We start from the raw sequence: 15,166 nt of genomic DNA, 5'->3' as shown, positions 1-15,166 counted from the left end.
GCCATGGCGTTTGGTTGGATGAAACGGGTGTTGCCGCGGGGGCTTTATGGCCGGGCCGCCCTGATCCTGATTGTTCCGGTTGTTACGCTGCAGCTTGTCGTCTCGGCGGCGTTCCTGCAACGGCATTTCGAGAATGTGACGCAACAATTGACCGCCGGATTGGCGCTCGACCTGCGCTATGTCCTGACCCGTTTGGAACAAGACGGTGAGGAGGCGGCGATGACAACCGCGGCGGCCTTGCAGATCATGTTGACAGAGGGCCAAAGCGTGTCGGGCGAAACCATGCGCCCCTTCTATGATTTCTCGGGCCGAGAGGTGATTGCCATTCTGAACCGGGATATTCCGGAGACGCGTTATGTCGATCTGGCCGCGCAGCACCGAGTCGTGATCGTCGGGTTGGAAACCGCAAATGGAGTCTATGAAGTCGCGGTACAGCGCCGTCGAGTCTCGGCGTCAAATCCGCATCAATTGCTGGTCTTGATGGTGTTTACCGGGCTTTTGATGACCGGCATCGCTTATTTCTTCCTTCGCAATCAGCTGCGTCCGATCCGCCGTCTTGCGAAGGCCGCCGACGCTTTTGGCAAGGGGCGGATCGTTGAGTATACCCCGCGTGGCGCGCTCGAGGTGCGCTCCGCCGGGCGCGCCTTCCTCGATATGCGCAACCGCATCGAGCAGCAAATCGAACAGCGAACCATGATGCTCTCGGGTGTCAGTCATGACCTGCGGACGCCGTTGACCCGCATGAAACTGGGCCTGAGTTTGCAGGAGAAGACGTCCGATATCGAGGCGCTTGAGCAGGATGTTGAAGAGATGCAGGCGCTTTTGACAACCTTCCTGGATTTTGCCCGCGCCGACGCGTTGGATGATCCGGTGCCGACCGACCCGAAAGCCTTGGCCGAGCGGATCGTGGAGGATGTGGCGCGGGGCGGTGGAGAGGCCGAGTTGGTGGCACCCGACGCGGTACCCCTGGTCGATATTCGCCCGCAAGCGGTGCGCCGCGCGCTCGGCAATTTGGTATCCAACGCGATGCGATATGGCCATCGGGCGCGGGTGACGCTGCATGTCTTGGATCATGCGGTGCGCTACACGGTGGAGGATGATGGGCCTGGGATTGCGCCTGAAGATCGGGCCGAAGCGCTCCAACCCTTCGTGCGTCTTGACGCGGCGCGCAACCAAGATCGGGGCACGGGCGTTGGCTTGGGGCTGGCCATTGCGAATGACATCGCGCGCAGCCATGGCGGCACGCTTCGCTTGAGCCAAAGCGGTGATCTCGGCGGACTCAGGGTCGATCTGGTTCTGGCGCGCTAGCGCCTAGTCGTTCCAAGGTTGATGTAGCGGTGTCGCCGCATCCATCGCCTCGAAATAGAGCCGTTTATGCGCCATGGCCCGCTGCCGTCGTATCTCGCCACCCGAGAACTCAGCCCCGGCCATGTTGTAGCCCATGCGCGACATCTGCCGAAGCGCAAAGGCAAAGAGTTTCAGCCGATCCATATTGGGTCCCTTCAATCATGCACGTTAAAGAGGGCGCCAGCGCCTTGGGTGCTGGCGCGGCGTCAGTATCGCCCAAATTGGTCAATAAGTCGCATCACCCTGTCGTGTGGCCGGCGTGACACGGGTTTGGGAGCCCAAGATTGGGCAACACAGGCAGTCGGCGGCGAGTGGTAGGCCCGGCAGGACTCGAACCTGCAACCAAAGCGTTATGAGCGCTCTGCTCTAACCAATTGAGCTACAGGCCCGCCTGGAGCAGAGGCTTAGCAGCTTGCGGGGGAGCGTCAAGCTTGCCCTGTGATGCGGGCTGGCCTATGGCCTTTGGGATCACGGATCCGGGGAGCTTTCTTGATGCCAAACTTATCTGCGCTGTGCCTGCGTTATCTGATGTGGATCGTGGCCCTTCGTGTGCTGCATATCCTCGCGGTGCAGTTCCTGGGCTTGCCGAACACGCTTGGCACCACAGTGATTTTGGCCGCGGCACCAGCGGCGGATATTGGGATGCAAGCGCTGCGCCGAGCGGGCGGAGTTTTGGATCGGGCGGCTTGGGGGCAGTTGGCCTTGGCGCTTTTCGGCACCTATCTCGCCATGGAACTGGTCGTGATCGGGCTTTTCGCGCCGCAGTTGTTTGCCACGCTGCTCACAATGCCCGTGCTGATTGTTTGGGGGCTGACCTTGGCCATGATCATGCTTTTTCTTTGGATCGGCGCGCGACAAGAGGCGCGGCGTTGAGGCGCAAATCGCGCATGGACTTGGCCCGGGCGCGTTGTTAGCAGAGGGCCAAAGCTGCAAGGGGACATCTGCCACATGAGCCAAGGGAAAAACGGCCTGACCTATGCCGAGGCGGGCGTGGATATCGATGCGGGCAACGCGTTGGTGGATCGGATCAAACCATTCGCTGCGGCCACGAACCGGGCCGGTGTTATGGCCGGGCTTGGCGGGTTTGGTGGGCTCTTTGATCTGAAAGCAGCGGGGTATGACGACCCGATCCTGGTGGCGGCGACCGATGGGGTTGGCACCAAGCTCAGAATCGCGATCGACACCGGGAATGTGGGCACGATTGGCATCGACCTTGTGGCTATGTGTGTAAATGACTTGGTGTGCCAGGGTGCGGAGCCGCTGTTCTTCCTGGATTATTTTGCCACTGGCAAGCTTGAGTTGGAGAGTGCGACGCAGATTGTCGAGGGCATCGCGAAAGGCTGCGAAGGGGCGGGCTGCGCGCTGATCGGTGGCGAGACGGCGGAAATGCCGGGCATGTATGGTGCGGGCGATTTCGACCTGGCCGGTTTTGCGGTTGGCGCAATGGAACGCGGTCACGCGCTGCCCGCGGATGTGGCCCCGGGCGATGTGCTTTTGGGTCTTGCCTCTGATGGGGTGCATTCAAACGGCTATTCCCTGGTGCGCCGGATCGTGGAGGTCTCAGGGCTTGGCTGGGATGCCGATGCGCCTTTTGCGGAGACGTCTTTGGGGGCGGCGCTCCTGACCCCGACGCGGCTATACGTGAAACCAGCGCTTGCCGCGATCCGTGCGGGTGGTGTGCATGGTCTGGCCCATATCACCGGCGGCGGGCTGACCGAGAATCTGCCGCGCATTTTGCCCGAAGGGGCAGGGGCGGAGATCGACTTGGGCGCCTGGAACTTGCCGCCTGTTTTCAAATGGCTGGCCGAGATCGGCGGCTTGGCCGAGGCGGAAATGTTGAAAACCTTCAATGCCGGGATCGGCATGGTGCTGGTCGTGGCGCCGGATCGGGCCGAAGCCCTGAGCGCACTTTTGCAAACCGAAGGAGAAACCGTTTGCCAGCTTGGAACGGTGACTGAGGGCGCGGGCGTGGCCTATACCGGGGCGCTTGGGTGACGAAACGCGTCGCGATCCTGATCTCGGGCGGCGGCTCCAATATGGTCGCGCTGGCCCGTTCGATGACCGGCGATCATCCGGCGCGGCCCTGCCTGGTTCTGGCGAATTCAGCGGAGGCGGGCGGCTTGGCAAAGGCCGCTGAGATGGGCATTCCGACCGCTGTCGTGGACCATCGCCCGTTCAAAGGCGATCGGCCCGCGTTCGAGGCCGCTTTGACCGAAGCGCTTGAGGCGGCAGACCCAGATATCATCTGTTTGGCCGGGTTCATGCGCGTGTTGACCGAGGCGTTCGTCAGCCGCTGGCAGGGACGGATGCTCAATATCCACCCGTCGCTTTTGCCGAAATATCGTGGGCTAAACACGCACGCCCGCGCCTTGGCGGCAGGCGATACCGAACATGGCTGCACAGTGCATGAAGTGACACCGGCGCTCGATGATGGCCCGATCCTGGGGCAAGCGAAACTGACGATGGCACCCTATGACACGCCGGAGACACTGGCCGCACGGGTGCTCAAGCTGGAGCATGAGCTTTATCCTGGGGTCTTACGCCGGTTCGCCTTGGGGGATACTCGGCCATTCTATGTGGGGCCGGAAGGCTAGGCGCGCGTTCCGTTGATATTCGCCAAACCCGTTTCGTCGATGCCGTAGATCATCGTAGCGGGTCTTGGCCCCGACGACGCAGCGGCCTTGCCCCTTTTCATTTTCGCGGTCGTGGCCTATCACCCACCGTCACAGAGTTCTTCCAGCCTTTAGGAAAAGACCCCGGTTTGCCCCAGACCCTGACCACCACCGAGGCGCTCGCCGCATTTTGCGCCCGCGCCGCCACTGTTCCCTACATCACCGTCGACACAGAGTTCCTCCGCGAGCGCACCTATTTCGCGCAGCTTTGCCTGGTGCAACTGGCGCTGCCGGGGGAAGACGAGGCGGATGCGGTCTTGGTCGATCCTCTGATCGATGGCCTATCGCTAGAGCCGCTTTACGACCTGTTCCGCAACGAGAGGCGGTGGTGAAGGTGTTCCATGCGGCGCGTCAGGATCTTGAGATCTTCCACGTCGAAGGCGGCGTGGTGCCCAGCCCGCTTTTTGACACGCAAGTGGCGGCCATGGTCTGCGGCTATGGCGATCAGGTGGGGTATGAAACCTTGGTGCGCAAGATCACCAAAAGCGGCGTTGATAAATCCTCGCGCTTCACCGATTGGTCGCGCCGCCCATTGTCCAATGCGCAGCAGTCTTATGCGCTGGCCGATGTCACCCATCTGCGGCAGATCTATGAGCATCTGGCCGGGCAGCTTGAGTCTTCGGGCCGCACCGCCTGGATGGAGGAGGAGCTGCGCACGCTGACCGACGCGTCGAGCTATGTCGTGGCACCAGACAACGCCTGGCGGCGTTTGAAATTGCGGAGCAATTCCGGTCGGTTTCTAGCGATTGTGAAGGAACTGGCGGCGTTCCGCGAGACCCATGCGCAAAGCCGCAATATCCCCCGCAATCGGGTGATCAAGGATGATGCGCTTATGGAGATTGCCTCGTCCAAGCCGAAAACCATCGAGGATTTGGGCAAATCTCGGTTGCTGCTGCGCGAGGCGCGGCGCGGTGATGTGGCCGAAGGGTTGATCGCCGCAATTGCGCGCGGCGTCTCAGCGGACCCAAAAACCTTCCCCGCGCCACCTGCGGGCAAAGACCGCTCGGCCCTCAACCCAGCTTTGGCGGATCTTCTGCGGGTGCTGCTGAAGGCCAAGGCGGAAGAGGCCGGCGTGGCGCAGAAGCTGATCGCCTCAGCTGCCGATCTCGACGATATCGCGGCGGGTCATCACGATGGGCTTTGGTCGAAAGGCTGGCGGCGCGAGGTGTTTGGCGAGGACGCATTGCGCCTGACACGCGGCGAGATCGCGCTCTCAGCCAAAGGTCAGAAGGTGAAAATCATCGCGGTCTAGCGGCGGCTGACGCTTCGCCGGTTGCTTTGTGCCTGCACCACGATCGTGCGGACGCCGTCTAATTCCTGCGTGCTCAGCTCCGTCCCCGCAAGAATCTCGCGTGAGCGCTGCGTCCCTTCGCGGGTTGCAACGGGCGGTTCAAACACCCGGAACTCAAAGACCAAGCGGCCCTCGGCGCGCTCGACTTCAACCAGATCGGCGGCCCAGTAGCCTTGGCGCGGCGGCAGACCCATCGCACGGATGATCGCACCGCCCGGATGCGGGTCGACATTCAGGCTGATCACTTGGCTGACCAATGGCCGTGGATCGACAACGGTGACCGTTTCCACCACTTCGACGCGTTCTTCGCGGTCATTGCCGAACCAATTGAACGGGTTCAGCCGGGTCGAGCAGGCCGCAAGCCCCAGAATCAATGTCAATGTGACCAGCAGACGGAATGTCATGGTGCCCCTCCGGCGTCTTCTTGGCTTTGTGCCTAGCGCATTGACGGCGCGTTGAAAAGCGCCTCTGGACCTTTCGCATCTCGGGCCTTACCTCATGACCAAGTGAAGGAGGCACCGATGGCCAGCGCCGCGTTTGAAGAGATTGCCGAGACATTCGACTTCCTGGAGGACTGGGAAGAGCGCTATCGCCATGTGATTGAGTTGGGAAAGGCCATGCCGCCGCTTGACGAGGCGTTTCGTGTGCCGGCAACCAAGGTCGATGGCTGCGCCAGCCAGGTCTGGATCTTGCCGCAGATCGACGGGCAGGGCTCGGGCGCAGTGTTCCGGTTTCAAGGCGAAAGCGATGCGATGATCGTGCGCGGCTTGATTGCGGTGTTGCATGCGCTTTATTCCGGGTTGACCGTTGATGAGGTCTTGAAGGTGGATGCTGGTGGGGAACTGGCCCGTTTGGGCTTGAACGATCATCTGTCATCGCAACGCTCCAACGGGCTCCGCGCCATGGTGGAGCGCATCCGCGATCTGGCGGGTGAGACGGCTGCGGCGGCTTAGAGCGTTTTCAGAGCGACCTCGAGATCGCCATAACCGGTGAAGCGGCGTTCAAAATCCAACTTTAAGAACGCCGCGCAGTCTTTTGCTTTTTCAGTTAGTTCTGGGTTGTCCGTTTGGGCTTGATAGACCAGTTTCGTGTAATGCCCAAAATACATCTCACGCAGCTCAGGATGCCGATCCAGGCCAAGCGGTTTGGTGACAAAAGCGTCGAATTGCCGGACCAAGAAATCGGTGAGATAAAACGCGGTGAATTCACTTTCACTTCGCTCGGCAAACATCTCGTTTCCTTCAAAAAAACTGTAGCAATGCGGGCCTTCTAGCATCTCCACGCCAAGTGCTGCGCAACGGGCTTGCAACAGGCCGCCAGTGCCGCAGTCGGCATAGAGCACGAAGACCTGCTGATACGCCGCGCGATGCGCGACAATCGCAGCCTCGACCGCATCGGGAATTTTCTCTGGGTGATTATGTAGATTGGCCGGTAGGCAGTGCAGGTCCAGATGGCTCCAGCCATTGGCCCGGATCAGCGCCAGGACCTCGCGGGCCAGCGCGCCACAGGCCAAAAGCAGCACCTGACCCTTGCCCTCAGGGGCGAGGCCGGTTTCGGTCAAGCTCTGATCATCCAGCCGCATCAGGCCTCCTTCGCCCGTTGCCATCGCGGCCCGAGAACCGAGAAGGCGAGCCCGACCATGATCACCACCGCGCCGAGGATTTCAACCGGTGTCAGGCGCTCGCCCAGCACCCAAGCGGCCGTTCCGATGCCCACCACCGGAATCAAAAGCGCGAAAGGTGTCACATCCGCCGCCTTGTGCCGAGCCAGAAGCGCGCCCCAGAGCGAATAGCCAAGAACCGTGGAGATCAGCGCCACATAGATCACGGCGGCCCAGCCCTCCGCGCTTAGGGTGGCGACGGTCGCGACTGGGTCCGGCCCTTCCACGGCAAATGACAGGGCGAACATCGGCAGAGGTGGGATCAAGCTTGCCCAGATAAAGAGCGGCAGCATGGCCACGCCGCCCAAGCCTTTCAGGACCAGATTGCCTGATGCCCAACAGAGTGCACCGCAGAGCACCAAGGCGAGACCAATCTGCGTCAGGTTCCCGCCCGCGCCGAGGCCGAAAATCACCAATCCCAGAACCGCGACGGCGATGCCAAACGCCTGGATGCCCCGTACCCGTTCGCCAAGGAAGAGGGCCGACAGAAGAATGGTCAGCGGCGCTTGGGCTTGGAGCAGAAGCGAGGCCAACCCGGCGGTCACATCGGCGCGCATGGCGGCGAAGAGAAAGGCAAACTGCCCCATATTGATCAAGACGCCGACCGCGATGATCTTCCACCAGGGAATTTGCGGTCGGGGGAGCAGCGCCAAGAGCGGCAACAGGATCAAGAAGCGGAGGCCCACAAAAAGAAACGGTGGCAACTCATCGAGCGCCAGTTTCATCGCTGTGAAGTTCGAGCCCCAGGCGAGGATCACCACAGCGACCAAGAGCAGGTCACGGGGCGGCATGGTCAATCCTCCACGTCATCGCAAAACCGGCACCGGAACGCGGCCGGATGGGGTCAGGAGGTAAACATCGCGTCCTTCGATGACCACCGCGGAGAGCGGCCCGCCATAAGCGACGCTGCTATCCAGGTTCACACGGTTGCCGTGATGTTCAACCTGATCCACCGGCGTGTGACCATGGACAATCAGGGCCCCGTGATTGCGCGTATCTGTCAGGAATTCATCGCGGATCCACACCAAGTCTTCCTCGGTCTGCTCTGCCAGCGGGATACCGGGCCGGATGCCGGCGTGTACAAACAGGCAGTCGCCGACGCGGTGAGAGAGCGGTCGGGCCGCCAAAAACGCGCGATGCGCCTCCGGCACGGCGCGGCGGGCGGCTTGGTGCAGGTCGGGTTCAGCCAGGGAGGTGTCAACGCCGTAAGAGGCGAGCGTGGTCATCCCGCCCATCGACGGGCTGAGATAGGTCAAACCAACGCGCAGCCGCGGATCGTCGCGGCGTTTCGGTTCAAGAAACCAGCTCAGCAGCCGGTCATGATTCCCGAGCAGAACAATCACGCGCGGATCCGTCTGTTCCGCAACTCGAAGGAATTCCACGACACCGGCACTGTCGGGGCCACGATCAACGAGGTCGCCCACATGGATCACGGGCGCCTCTTCTGCCCCGTGGCGCGCCCTGTCTTCCGCAATCAGATCATGCGCGACCCGGAGTTTGTCCAGATGGCCGTGAATGTCTCCGATGGCATAGCTGATCATGGTGAGAGCAAACCGGGATATGGGCACGGGCGCAAGGCCATAGCTCACTGGGTCAAAAGAAAAAAGGCGAGCCTTGGCCCGCCTTTTCGCTGCATCTGATTGCGCGGGGCGTTCAGGCGTTGGCGGCCAGTTGATTATGCTTCCGCGCCATCCATTCCTTGGCGGTTTCCACGGCCACAGCGGCATCGCGGCAATAAGCGTCCGCGCCGATCGCTTTGCCAAACTCTTCGTTCAACGGCGCGCCGCCGACGAGAACGATGTAGTCATCGCGGAGGCCTTTTTCGGCCAGGGTGTCGATCACCACCTTCATGTAGGGCATGGTTGTCGTCAAAAGCGCGGACATGCCGAGGATGTCGGGCGACTCGTTCTCGAGGGCTTCAAGATAGCTCTCGACGGCGTTGTTGATGCCCAGATCGACCACTTCAAACCCGGCACCTTCCATCATCATCGAAACGAGGTTCTTGCCGATATCGTGGATGTCACCTTTGACCGTCCCGATCACCATCTTGCCGACGCGCGGCGCGCCGGTTTCCGCCAGAAGCGGTTTCAGGATCGCCATGCCGCCCTTCATCGCGTTGGCGGCCAAGAGCACCTCGGGAACGAAGAGAATCCCGTCGCGGAAGTCGTTGCCGACGATGGTCATGCCGCCCACCAGCGCTTCGGTCAGGATGCGATACGGCTCCCATTTCCGTTCGAGCAGGATGTTCACACCCTCTTCGATCTCTTCTTTCAGGCCGTCATAGAGGTCGTCGAACATCTGTTGGACAAGCTCATCATCATCCAGATCGGCAAGGATGATATCGTCGTCTTCATCGGACATGATTAGGCTCTCCCTCTATTGGGTGTGCTGTTCGCGTTTGAGTTATTAGCTAAGGATAGGCCGCGAAATAACGCGCTGGATTGCGACAGAGGACGCGTCGCAACCGACCAATCCTTGCGTATGTTCTCTTTTCGTTCTATTTTGACGGCATGGAAACCGACGCAAATCTTCCGCCCGAGCGCCGTAAGGGGCGCGGTGTGGCCAGCAACAGAAGCGGGCGGTTTGAGCGGTTTGAAAGAGTGGGGTTTTCTGACGGTTGGGAGATCGATGAGCCGCTGCCGCCGCTCCGCACCGAGGTGCGCGAGGAGGTCGCGAAAACCATCATCACCCGCAATACCAGCCCGGATATTCCGTTTGATCGCTCGATCAACCCGTATCGCGGCTGCGAACATGGGTGTGTTTATTGTTTTGCGCGCCCGAGCCACGCCTATCTGGGCCTGTCGCCGGGTTTGGATTTTGAAACCCAACTGACGGCGAAGCCCAATGCGCCCACGCTTTTGGAGGCGGAGCTGCGCAACCCGCGCTATCGGCCCAAGGTGATTGCGATTGGCACCAATACCGATCCGTATCAGCCGATTGAGAAAGACCGACGGCTGATGCGGGGCATTCTGGAGGTGTTGCAAGCGTTTCAACATCCGGTGGGGGTGGTGACCAAAGGCACGCTGGTGGAGCGCGACGCGGATATTCTGGGCGCGATGGGGCAGGCGGGGTTGGCCCGGGTTGGGGTGTCTGTGACAACGCTCGACGCCGATCTGGCGCGCAAGATGGAACCCCGCGTGCCGTCTCCGGCGCGCCGATTGCGCGCGATTGAAACGCTGAGCAAGGCGGGGTGCCCGGTCCGTGTGATGGTCTCCCCCATCGTGCCGGGCCTGACGGATCATGAGGTCGAGGCGATTTTGCGGGCCGCGCGGGATGCGGGTGCTGTGGCCGCGACATCCATTGCGCTGCGGCTGCCGCGTGAGGTCGCGCCGCTCTGGCGCGACTGGTTGGTGGAGCGTTACCCGGCGCGGATCAACCGCGTGATGGAGAAAATCCGCCATATGCATGGCGGGCGGGATTATGACAGCGACTGGGGCAAGCGGATGACGGGGGAGGGGCTCTATGCCGATCTGATCCAAAAGCGATTTGTACGCGCGCGCCGGGCGCTTGGGTTGGACGCACGATTGCCGCCATTGAGGACCGATCTGTTCCAGCCGCCAGCCAAAGCTGGAGATCAACTGAGCCTCTTCTGACCGTCTCACGGCGCGCGGCGGCACCGGAATTTTGGAAAATTCCGCGCCGGAAAACGCATGTTCTCCGGTCCGTTTTCCGTGCGGAAAACGATATCTGGCCAGGGGAAAGTGCATGCACGGTCTGCCTATTTATCCGCGCGTTCGGCGCCGGCTGGCGCGCGCGCGGGTTGGGCCAGAGCCATCAGTGCCGTCGCTGTCAGAGGAAAACCCGCCCAGATCCGCCGCAATGGTTTCCAAAGTCGGCGCGGAGGATTTCGGCGTTTTTTCAAGCGCTTCACGCATCTTTTTCAAGTGTTCGGGCTGCGTGCCGCAACACCCGCCGATGATCGTCGCACCGGCATCACGGGCCAGGACCGCATAACGGGCCATCAGATCCGGCGTGCCATCATAATGAATATGCCCATCGACATATTTGGGGATTCCTGCATTGCCCTTGGCGACCACGGGCCGCTCATTGCCCGAGGCGCGGAAGCCCAGGACCGTGCGCAGCAGATCCGACGCGCCGACGCCGCAATTGGCGCCATAGGCCAGCGGCTTGTGATCCAACCGCTCGACCATTTCCGACATCGCCGCCGAGGTCAGGCCCATCATCGTGCGGCCCGCCGTGTCGAAGCTCATCGTGCCACACCAAGGCATCTCGGCCAGTTTCGCAGCCTCGGCGGCGGCTTTGTATTCCTCCGCCGCACTGATCGTTTCGACCCAGAGCACATCGGCGCCCCCGGCTTTCAGCCCCTCGGCCTGCTCGTGGAACATCTCCACCGCGGCCTCATGGGTCAGCGCGCCCATCGGTGCCATGATCTCGCCGGTTGGCCCCATCGAGCCCGCGACAATCACCGTCCGCCCCGCTTTGTCGGCCACTTCGCGGCCGATCTCTGCGGCGGCTTTGTTCAACTCAAACGCCCGATCTTGCGCATCGTGCAGTTTCAGTCGTGCCCGCGTCCCGCCGAAAGAATTCGTCAAAAACAGATCGCTGCCCGCGTCCACCGCGCCCGAATAGAGCGTCACAATCCGATCTGGATGATCCACGTTCCAAAGCTCCGGCGCATCGCCGGATTGCAGCCCCATGTTGAACAGCGTGGTGCCGGTCGCGCCATCGGCCAAAAGCCAGTCCCGTTCGGCCAAAAGCCGCGAAAGTGCATCTGTCATCGTCCAGGGGTCTTTCTTCTTGCAAGCACCGCCGACATGGCCGTTTGACGCCTGTTTCGCAAGCCCATTCGGCGCATAAAGGTTATGAGTCCGATTTGCCCGTGCGGCAAATCAAAAGCCCCGGGCAAATCTTCCCGGGGCTCCTCAAAGTCGCAACCAGCTGACCGGCAGGGAAGTCCAATCTTAGGCTTCGTCCATCAACTGGCCTTTGGCGACCGCCAGAAGCTCCGCATATTTGGCGCGCAGGTCATCCTCGGCCACGCGATCGCCCAGATCGCCCATCAGCTTGCGCATCACATCCTCATGGCCGGCCTCTTCGAAATCGGCCTTGACGACCTCTGCGGCATAGGCGTCGGCCTCGTCGCCGGTTTTGCCCAGAATGTCGGCCACCCAGAGCCCCATCAGCTTGTTGCGCCGCGCTTCGGCCTTGAAATTCATCTCGGCGTCATGGGCGAATTTGGCTTCGAACGCGTGTTCGCGATCATCGAAGGTGGTCATGTCTGATCTCCACTTAGGAATTCCGTTGCCTCCATTATGCCGGGTGGGCGCGGCCCCGCAAGCGGTTATGGTCCATCCGCCTTGCGACAGAGCGCCCAATGGCCTATAGCCCGGCTAAATTCCAGGACCATGCGGGGGCAGGGTCCTCTACCCGGTTCACGGAGACATTATGGCACGGCGCAAACTGGTCTATGAGGGCAAGGCCAAAATTCTCTATGAAGGCCCGGAACCCGGCACGCTGGTGCAGTATTTTAAAGATGACGCGACCGCCTTCAATGCCGAAAAGCGTGATGTGATTGATGGCAAAGGCGTTCTGAACAACCGTTTGAGCGAATTCTTCATGACGGGCCTGAACGGGATCGGCGTGCCGACCCATTTCATCCGCCGGATCAATATGCGCGAACAACTGATCCGTGCGGTGGAAATCATTCCGCTGGAAGTGGTGGTGCGCAACGTGGCCGCCGGGTCGATCTCAAAGCGTTTGGGGATTGAAGAGGGCACGCCGCTGCCCCGCCCGATAGTCGAATTCTATTACAAAGACGATGATTTGGGCGATCCCCTGGTCAGTGAAGAGCACGCGATTGCCTTTGGTTGGGCTGGTCAGCAGGACCTGGACGATATGGTCTCGCTTGCGCTCAGGGTGAATGATTTCCTGTCGGGCCTGATGTTGGGGGTCGGCATCAAACTGGTGGATTTCAAGATCGAGATCGGGCGGATTTGGGATGGCGACTATATGCGCCTGATCGTCGCCGATGAGATCAGCCCCGATAGCTGCCGCCTCTGGGATATGGAGACGGGTCAGAAATTCGATAAAGATGTGTTCCGCCGCGATCTGGGCGATTTGGCCGATGCCTATACCGAGGTGGCCAAACGTCTCGGCGTGATGCCGACCAACACGACGCCGGTGACCAAGCCGACGCTGATCAACTAAGACCGCTGCGCCGGGCCGCCGGATGTAGCTTTTGCGATTTGGGGAAAGAGGGGCAGGGCCGATGCGCGCAACCGTGACCGTGATGTTGAAACAGGGCGTTTTGGACCCGCAGGGGGAGGCCGTGCGCCATGCATTGGGTGCCCTGGGCTTTGACGGGGTCACCGGCGTACGCCAGGGCAAGCTGATCGAGTTGGACCTGGCCGAGGGCACGACCGAGGCGCAAGTGACCGAGATGTGCGAAAAGCTGCTCGCCAATACGGTGATCGAAAGCTACCGGGTGGAAATCGGCTGATGCGGGCGGCGCGGCTCACCGGCTGGCGCCAGCCTTTGGAGATCGGCCAGGTGCCCGACCCGGATTGCCCGCGCGACGGTGTCGTGCTGGAGGTCCTGGCCTGCGGCATTTGCCGATCGGACTGGCATGCATGGTCCGGGGCCGACCCCGATGTGATCTTGCCAATGATCCCTGGGCATGAGTTTTGCGGTCAAGTGATCGGAGTCGGTGCCGATGTGACGGCGTGGACACCAGGGGATCGGGTCATCGCACCGTTCATTCTAGCCTGCGGCGCGTGCCCGGATTGTCAGGCCGGGCATCAGACGATCTGCGCCCGCCAAGCCGTGCCCGGCTTCACCCAAGATGGTGCCTTTGCCGAGCGGATTGCAGTGCCGTTTGCAGACACGAACCTAACACGCCTGCCCAAGGGTATGGACCCGGCTCTGGCCGCGGCCTTTGGCTGTCGCGTCACAACGGCCTGGCATGCGCTGACTGGGCGGGCGGCGCTGCGCCCGGGGGAATGGTTGGCCGTTTGGGGCGGTGGCGGGATTGGAACGGCGGCGCTGATCCTTGGCAAAGCCATCGGGGCCCGGGTTGTGGTCGCCGATGTGGTGCCGGAGAAACTGGCTTATGCGACCGGCCTTGGGGCCGATGCGGTGATTGATGCGCGGGAACCGGACGCGGTGCAAGCCCTTCGCGACGTGACCGGTGGCGGCGCGGATCTGGCGATCGAAGCGCTTGGCGTTGAAGTGACGACGCGGAACGCCATGCTGTCGTTGAAGAAACTGGGCCGGATGGTGCAGGTGGGCATGCCCGCAGGCGACCATACGGCGATGACTTTGCCGTGGGATGCGGTTTATTCCGGGCAACTGGCGATTTGTGTCACGCGCGGGATGCCGGCTTGGCGCTACCCCTCGCTTCTGTCGCTGATTGAGGGTGGGAATGTCGACCTCAGCCCGATGATCGCCCGCCATGTGGCACTTTCCAATGTCTCGGCCGAGCTGGCCGCGTTCGACGCGCCCGCGCCGCCCGGCGTGGCCGTCATCACCGATTTTCAGAGCTGAAGAAGGAACTGTCCTCATGCGCGCTGCTGTTCTTGTTTTCCCCGGTTCAAATTGCGACCGCGACCTCGAAGTGGCGTTTCGCGAGGCGGGCTTCTCGGTCGAGATGGTTTGGCATAAAGAACAAACCCTGCCTGATGGCATCGACCTTGTGGGCGTGCCCGGTGGGTTTTCCTATGGCGACTACCTGCGTTGCGGGGCCATCGCAGCCCAATCCCCGATCTCGGGCGCGCTCAAAGCCCATGCCGAGCGGGGCGGCTATGTCTTCGGCGTCTGCAACGGGTTCCAGATCCTGACCGAAACCCGGCTTCTGCCCGGCGCGCTTCTGCAAAATGCGGGCGTCAAATACATCTGTAAAACCGTGACCTTGCGGGTAGAGACGACCGAAAGCGCTTTCACCAATGCCTATAAGCCGGGTGACGAGATCGACATCCCCATCGCCCATCACGAGGGCAATTACCAAGTCGATCCAGAGACCCTGGCGCGGTTGCAAGGCGAGGATCGTGTGGCGTTTCGCTATCTTGAAGCCCCGAATGGATCGACGGACAACATTGCGGGCATTCTGTCGGAGAACCGCCGGGTTCTGGGCATGATGCCACATCCTGAACGGCGCTCCGATCCGGCCCATGGCGGAACCGATGGTGCCGCGCTCTTTGCCTCGCTCAGTGAGGCGCTGGTCAGCGCATAAACGCCTCC

The 15,166-nt window shown here is 61.5% G+C and carries 18 protein-coding genes, 1 tRNA gene and 1 pseudogene; 11 read left to right on the top strand and 9 right to left on the bottom strand.

Features of this window, described 5'->3' with window-relative positions:
* Window positions 1-18: 18 nt before the first annotated feature.
* Window positions 19-1,308 (top strand): ATP-binding protein, encoded by a 1,290-nt coding sequence (locus QTA57_RS15530; protein WP_290152316.1) that lies wholly within the window; start codon window positions 19-21, stop codon window positions 1,306-1,308.
* A 3-nt stretch (window positions 1,309-1,311) separates the two neighbouring features.
* On the opposite strand, the gene QTA57_RS15525 is transcribed toward QTA57_RS15530, so the two are convergent.
* A complete protein-coding gene (locus tag QTA57_RS15525; RefSeq protein WP_290152315.1) occupies window positions 1,312-1,491 on the bottom strand; it encodes a hypothetical protein in 180 nt (59 codons plus the stop codon).
* Window positions 1,492-1,659: 168 nt separating this feature from the next.
* Window positions 1,660-1,736: transfer RNA gene (locus tag QTA57_RS15520), tRNA-Ile, on the bottom strand.
* A 103-nt stretch (window positions 1,737-1,839) separates the two neighbouring features.
* On the opposite strand from QTA57_RS15520, the gene QTA57_RS15515 reads away from it, so the two are divergent.
* The 4 genes and pseudogenes from QTA57_RS15515 to rnd all read left to right on the top strand — a co-directional run bounded on the left by QTA57_RS15515 (window position 1,840) and on the right by rnd (window position 5,271).
* A complete protein-coding gene (locus tag QTA57_RS15515) occupies window positions 1,840-2,220 on the top strand; it encodes a hypothetical protein (protein ID WP_171560419.1) in 381 nt (126 codons plus the stop codon).
* A gap of 75 nt (window positions 2,221-2,295) precedes the next feature.
* The gene (gene purM / locus QTA57_RS15510; protein WP_290152314.1) at window positions 2,296-3,342 is read left to right on the top strand and encodes a phosphoribosylformylglycinamidine cyclo-ligase; all 1,047 of its coding nucleotides are present in this window, start codon (window positions 2,296-2,298) and stop codon (window positions 3,340-3,342) included.
* The gene (gene purN, locus QTA57_RS15505) at window positions 3,339-3,941 is read left to right on the top strand and encodes a phosphoribosylglycinamide formyltransferase (RefSeq protein WP_290152313.1); all 603 of its coding nucleotides are present in this window, start codon (window positions 3,339-3,341) and stop codon (window positions 3,939-3,941) included. Before purM ends, purN begins: the two co-directional genes overlap by 4 nt.
* A gap of 167 nt (window positions 3,942-4,108) precedes the next feature.
* Window positions 4,109-5,271: pseudogene (rnd, locus tag QTA57_RS15500) on the top strand (ribonuclease D).
* On the opposite strand, the gene QTA57_RS15495 reads toward rnd, so the two are convergent.
* The gene (locus QTA57_RS15495; protein ID WP_290152312.1) at window positions 5,268-5,714 is read right to left on the bottom strand and encodes a hypothetical protein; all 447 of its coding nucleotides are present in this window, start codon (window positions 5,712-5,714) and stop codon (window positions 5,268-5,270) included. The pseudogene rnd and the gene QTA57_RS15495 overlap by 4 nt on opposite strands.
* Before the next feature lie 117 nt (window positions 5,715-5,831).
* On the opposite strand from QTA57_RS15495, the gene QTA57_RS15490 reads away from it, so the two are divergent.
* Window positions 5,832-6,263, top strand: a complete 432-nt coding sequence (locus QTA57_RS15490) for a SufE family protein (protein WP_145209698.1) — start codon at window positions 5,832-5,834, stop codon at window positions 6,261-6,263.
* Here the strand turns inward: QTA57_RS15490 and QTA57_RS15485 are convergent.
* The 4 genes from QTA57_RS15485 to QTA57_RS15470 form a co-directional block, all read right to left on the bottom strand.
* Window positions 6,260-6,892 (bottom strand): DUF1638 domain-containing protein, encoded by a 633-nt coding sequence (locus tag QTA57_RS15485; RefSeq protein ID WP_290152311.1) that lies wholly within the window; start codon window positions 6,890-6,892, stop codon window positions 6,260-6,262. The two genes, QTA57_RS15490 and QTA57_RS15485, sit on opposite strands and share 4 nt — an antisense overlap.
* A complete protein-coding gene (locus QTA57_RS15480; protein WP_290152309.1) occupies window positions 6,892-7,761 on the bottom strand; it encodes an EamA family transporter in 870 nt (289 codons plus the stop codon). Before QTA57_RS15480 ends, QTA57_RS15485 begins: the two co-directional genes overlap by 1 nt.
* 15 nt (window positions 7,762-7,776) lie before the next feature.
* A complete protein-coding gene (locus QTA57_RS15475) occupies window positions 7,777-8,511 on the bottom strand; it encodes a metallophosphoesterase family protein (protein ID WP_290152308.1) in 735 nt (244 codons plus the stop codon).
* Window positions 8,512-8,623: 112 nt separating this feature from the next.
* Window positions 8,624-9,331, bottom strand: coding sequence for a corrinoid protein (locus tag QTA57_RS15470; RefSeq protein WP_290152306.1), 708 nt, complete (start codon window positions 9,329-9,331; stop codon window positions 8,624-8,626).
* 149 nt (window positions 9,332-9,480) lie between these two features.
* Between QTA57_RS15470 and QTA57_RS15465 the strand changes: the two genes are divergently transcribed.
* Complete coding sequence (locus tag QTA57_RS15465; protein WP_290152304.1) at window positions 9,481-10,563, top strand: PA0069 family radical SAM protein; 1,083 nt, start codon at window positions 9,481-9,483, stop codon at window positions 10,561-10,563.
* Window positions 10,564-10,692: 129 nt separating this feature from the next.
* Here the strand turns inward: QTA57_RS15465 and bmt are convergent, their stop codons facing one another.
* Window positions 10,693-11,709, bottom strand: a complete 1,017-nt coding sequence (bmt, locus tag QTA57_RS15460; protein ID WP_290152303.1) for a betaine--homocysteine S-methyltransferase — start codon at window positions 11,707-11,709, stop codon at window positions 10,693-10,695.
* 183 nt (window positions 11,710-11,892) lie between these two features.
* Complete coding sequence (locus QTA57_RS15455; protein ID WP_290152302.1) at window positions 11,893-12,207, bottom strand: DUF1476 domain-containing protein; 315 nt, start codon at window positions 12,205-12,207, stop codon at window positions 11,893-11,895.
* 169 nt (window positions 12,208-12,376) lie between these two features.
* On the opposite strand from QTA57_RS15455, the gene purC reads away from it, so the two are divergent.
* The 4 genes from purC (at window position 12,377) to purQ (ending at window position 15,158) form a co-directional block, all read left to right on the top strand.
* The gene (gene purC / locus QTA57_RS15450; protein WP_171560449.1) at window positions 12,377-13,138 is read left to right on the top strand and encodes a phosphoribosylaminoimidazolesuccinocarboxamide synthase; all 762 of its coding nucleotides are present in this window, start codon (window positions 12,377-12,379) and stop codon (window positions 13,136-13,138) included.
* Between the two features lie 61 nt (window positions 13,139-13,199).
* On the top strand, window positions 13,200-13,430 hold the full coding sequence (gene purS, locus QTA57_RS15445; protein WP_290152301.1) for a phosphoribosylformylglycinamidine synthase subunit PurS: 231 nt from the start codon (window positions 13,200-13,202) through the stop codon (window positions 13,428-13,430).
* Complete coding sequence (locus tag QTA57_RS15440) at window positions 13,430-14,473, top strand: alcohol dehydrogenase catalytic domain-containing protein (protein ID WP_290152300.1); 1,044 nt, start codon at window positions 13,430-13,432, stop codon at window positions 14,471-14,473. The genes purS and QTA57_RS15440 overlap by 1 nt, the downstream gene beginning before the upstream one ends.
* Before the next feature lie 16 nt (window positions 14,474-14,489).
* Window positions 14,490-15,158 carry a phosphoribosylformylglycinamidine synthase subunit PurQ gene (gene purQ, locus QTA57_RS15435; RefSeq protein WP_290152298.1) on the top strand — a complete coding sequence of 223 codons (669 nt, stop codon included), beginning with the start codon at window positions 14,490-14,492 and terminating at the stop codon, window positions 15,156-15,158.
* Window positions 15,159-15,166 lie beyond the last annotated feature (8 nt).

Source organism: Fontisubflavum oceani, assembly GCF_030407165.1.
GTDB lineage: Bacteria > Pseudomonadota > Alphaproteobacteria > Rhodobacterales > Rhodobacteraceae > Rhodophyticola > Rhodophyticola oceani.
This window is presented reverse-complemented; position numbering and strand designations above follow the sequence as displayed.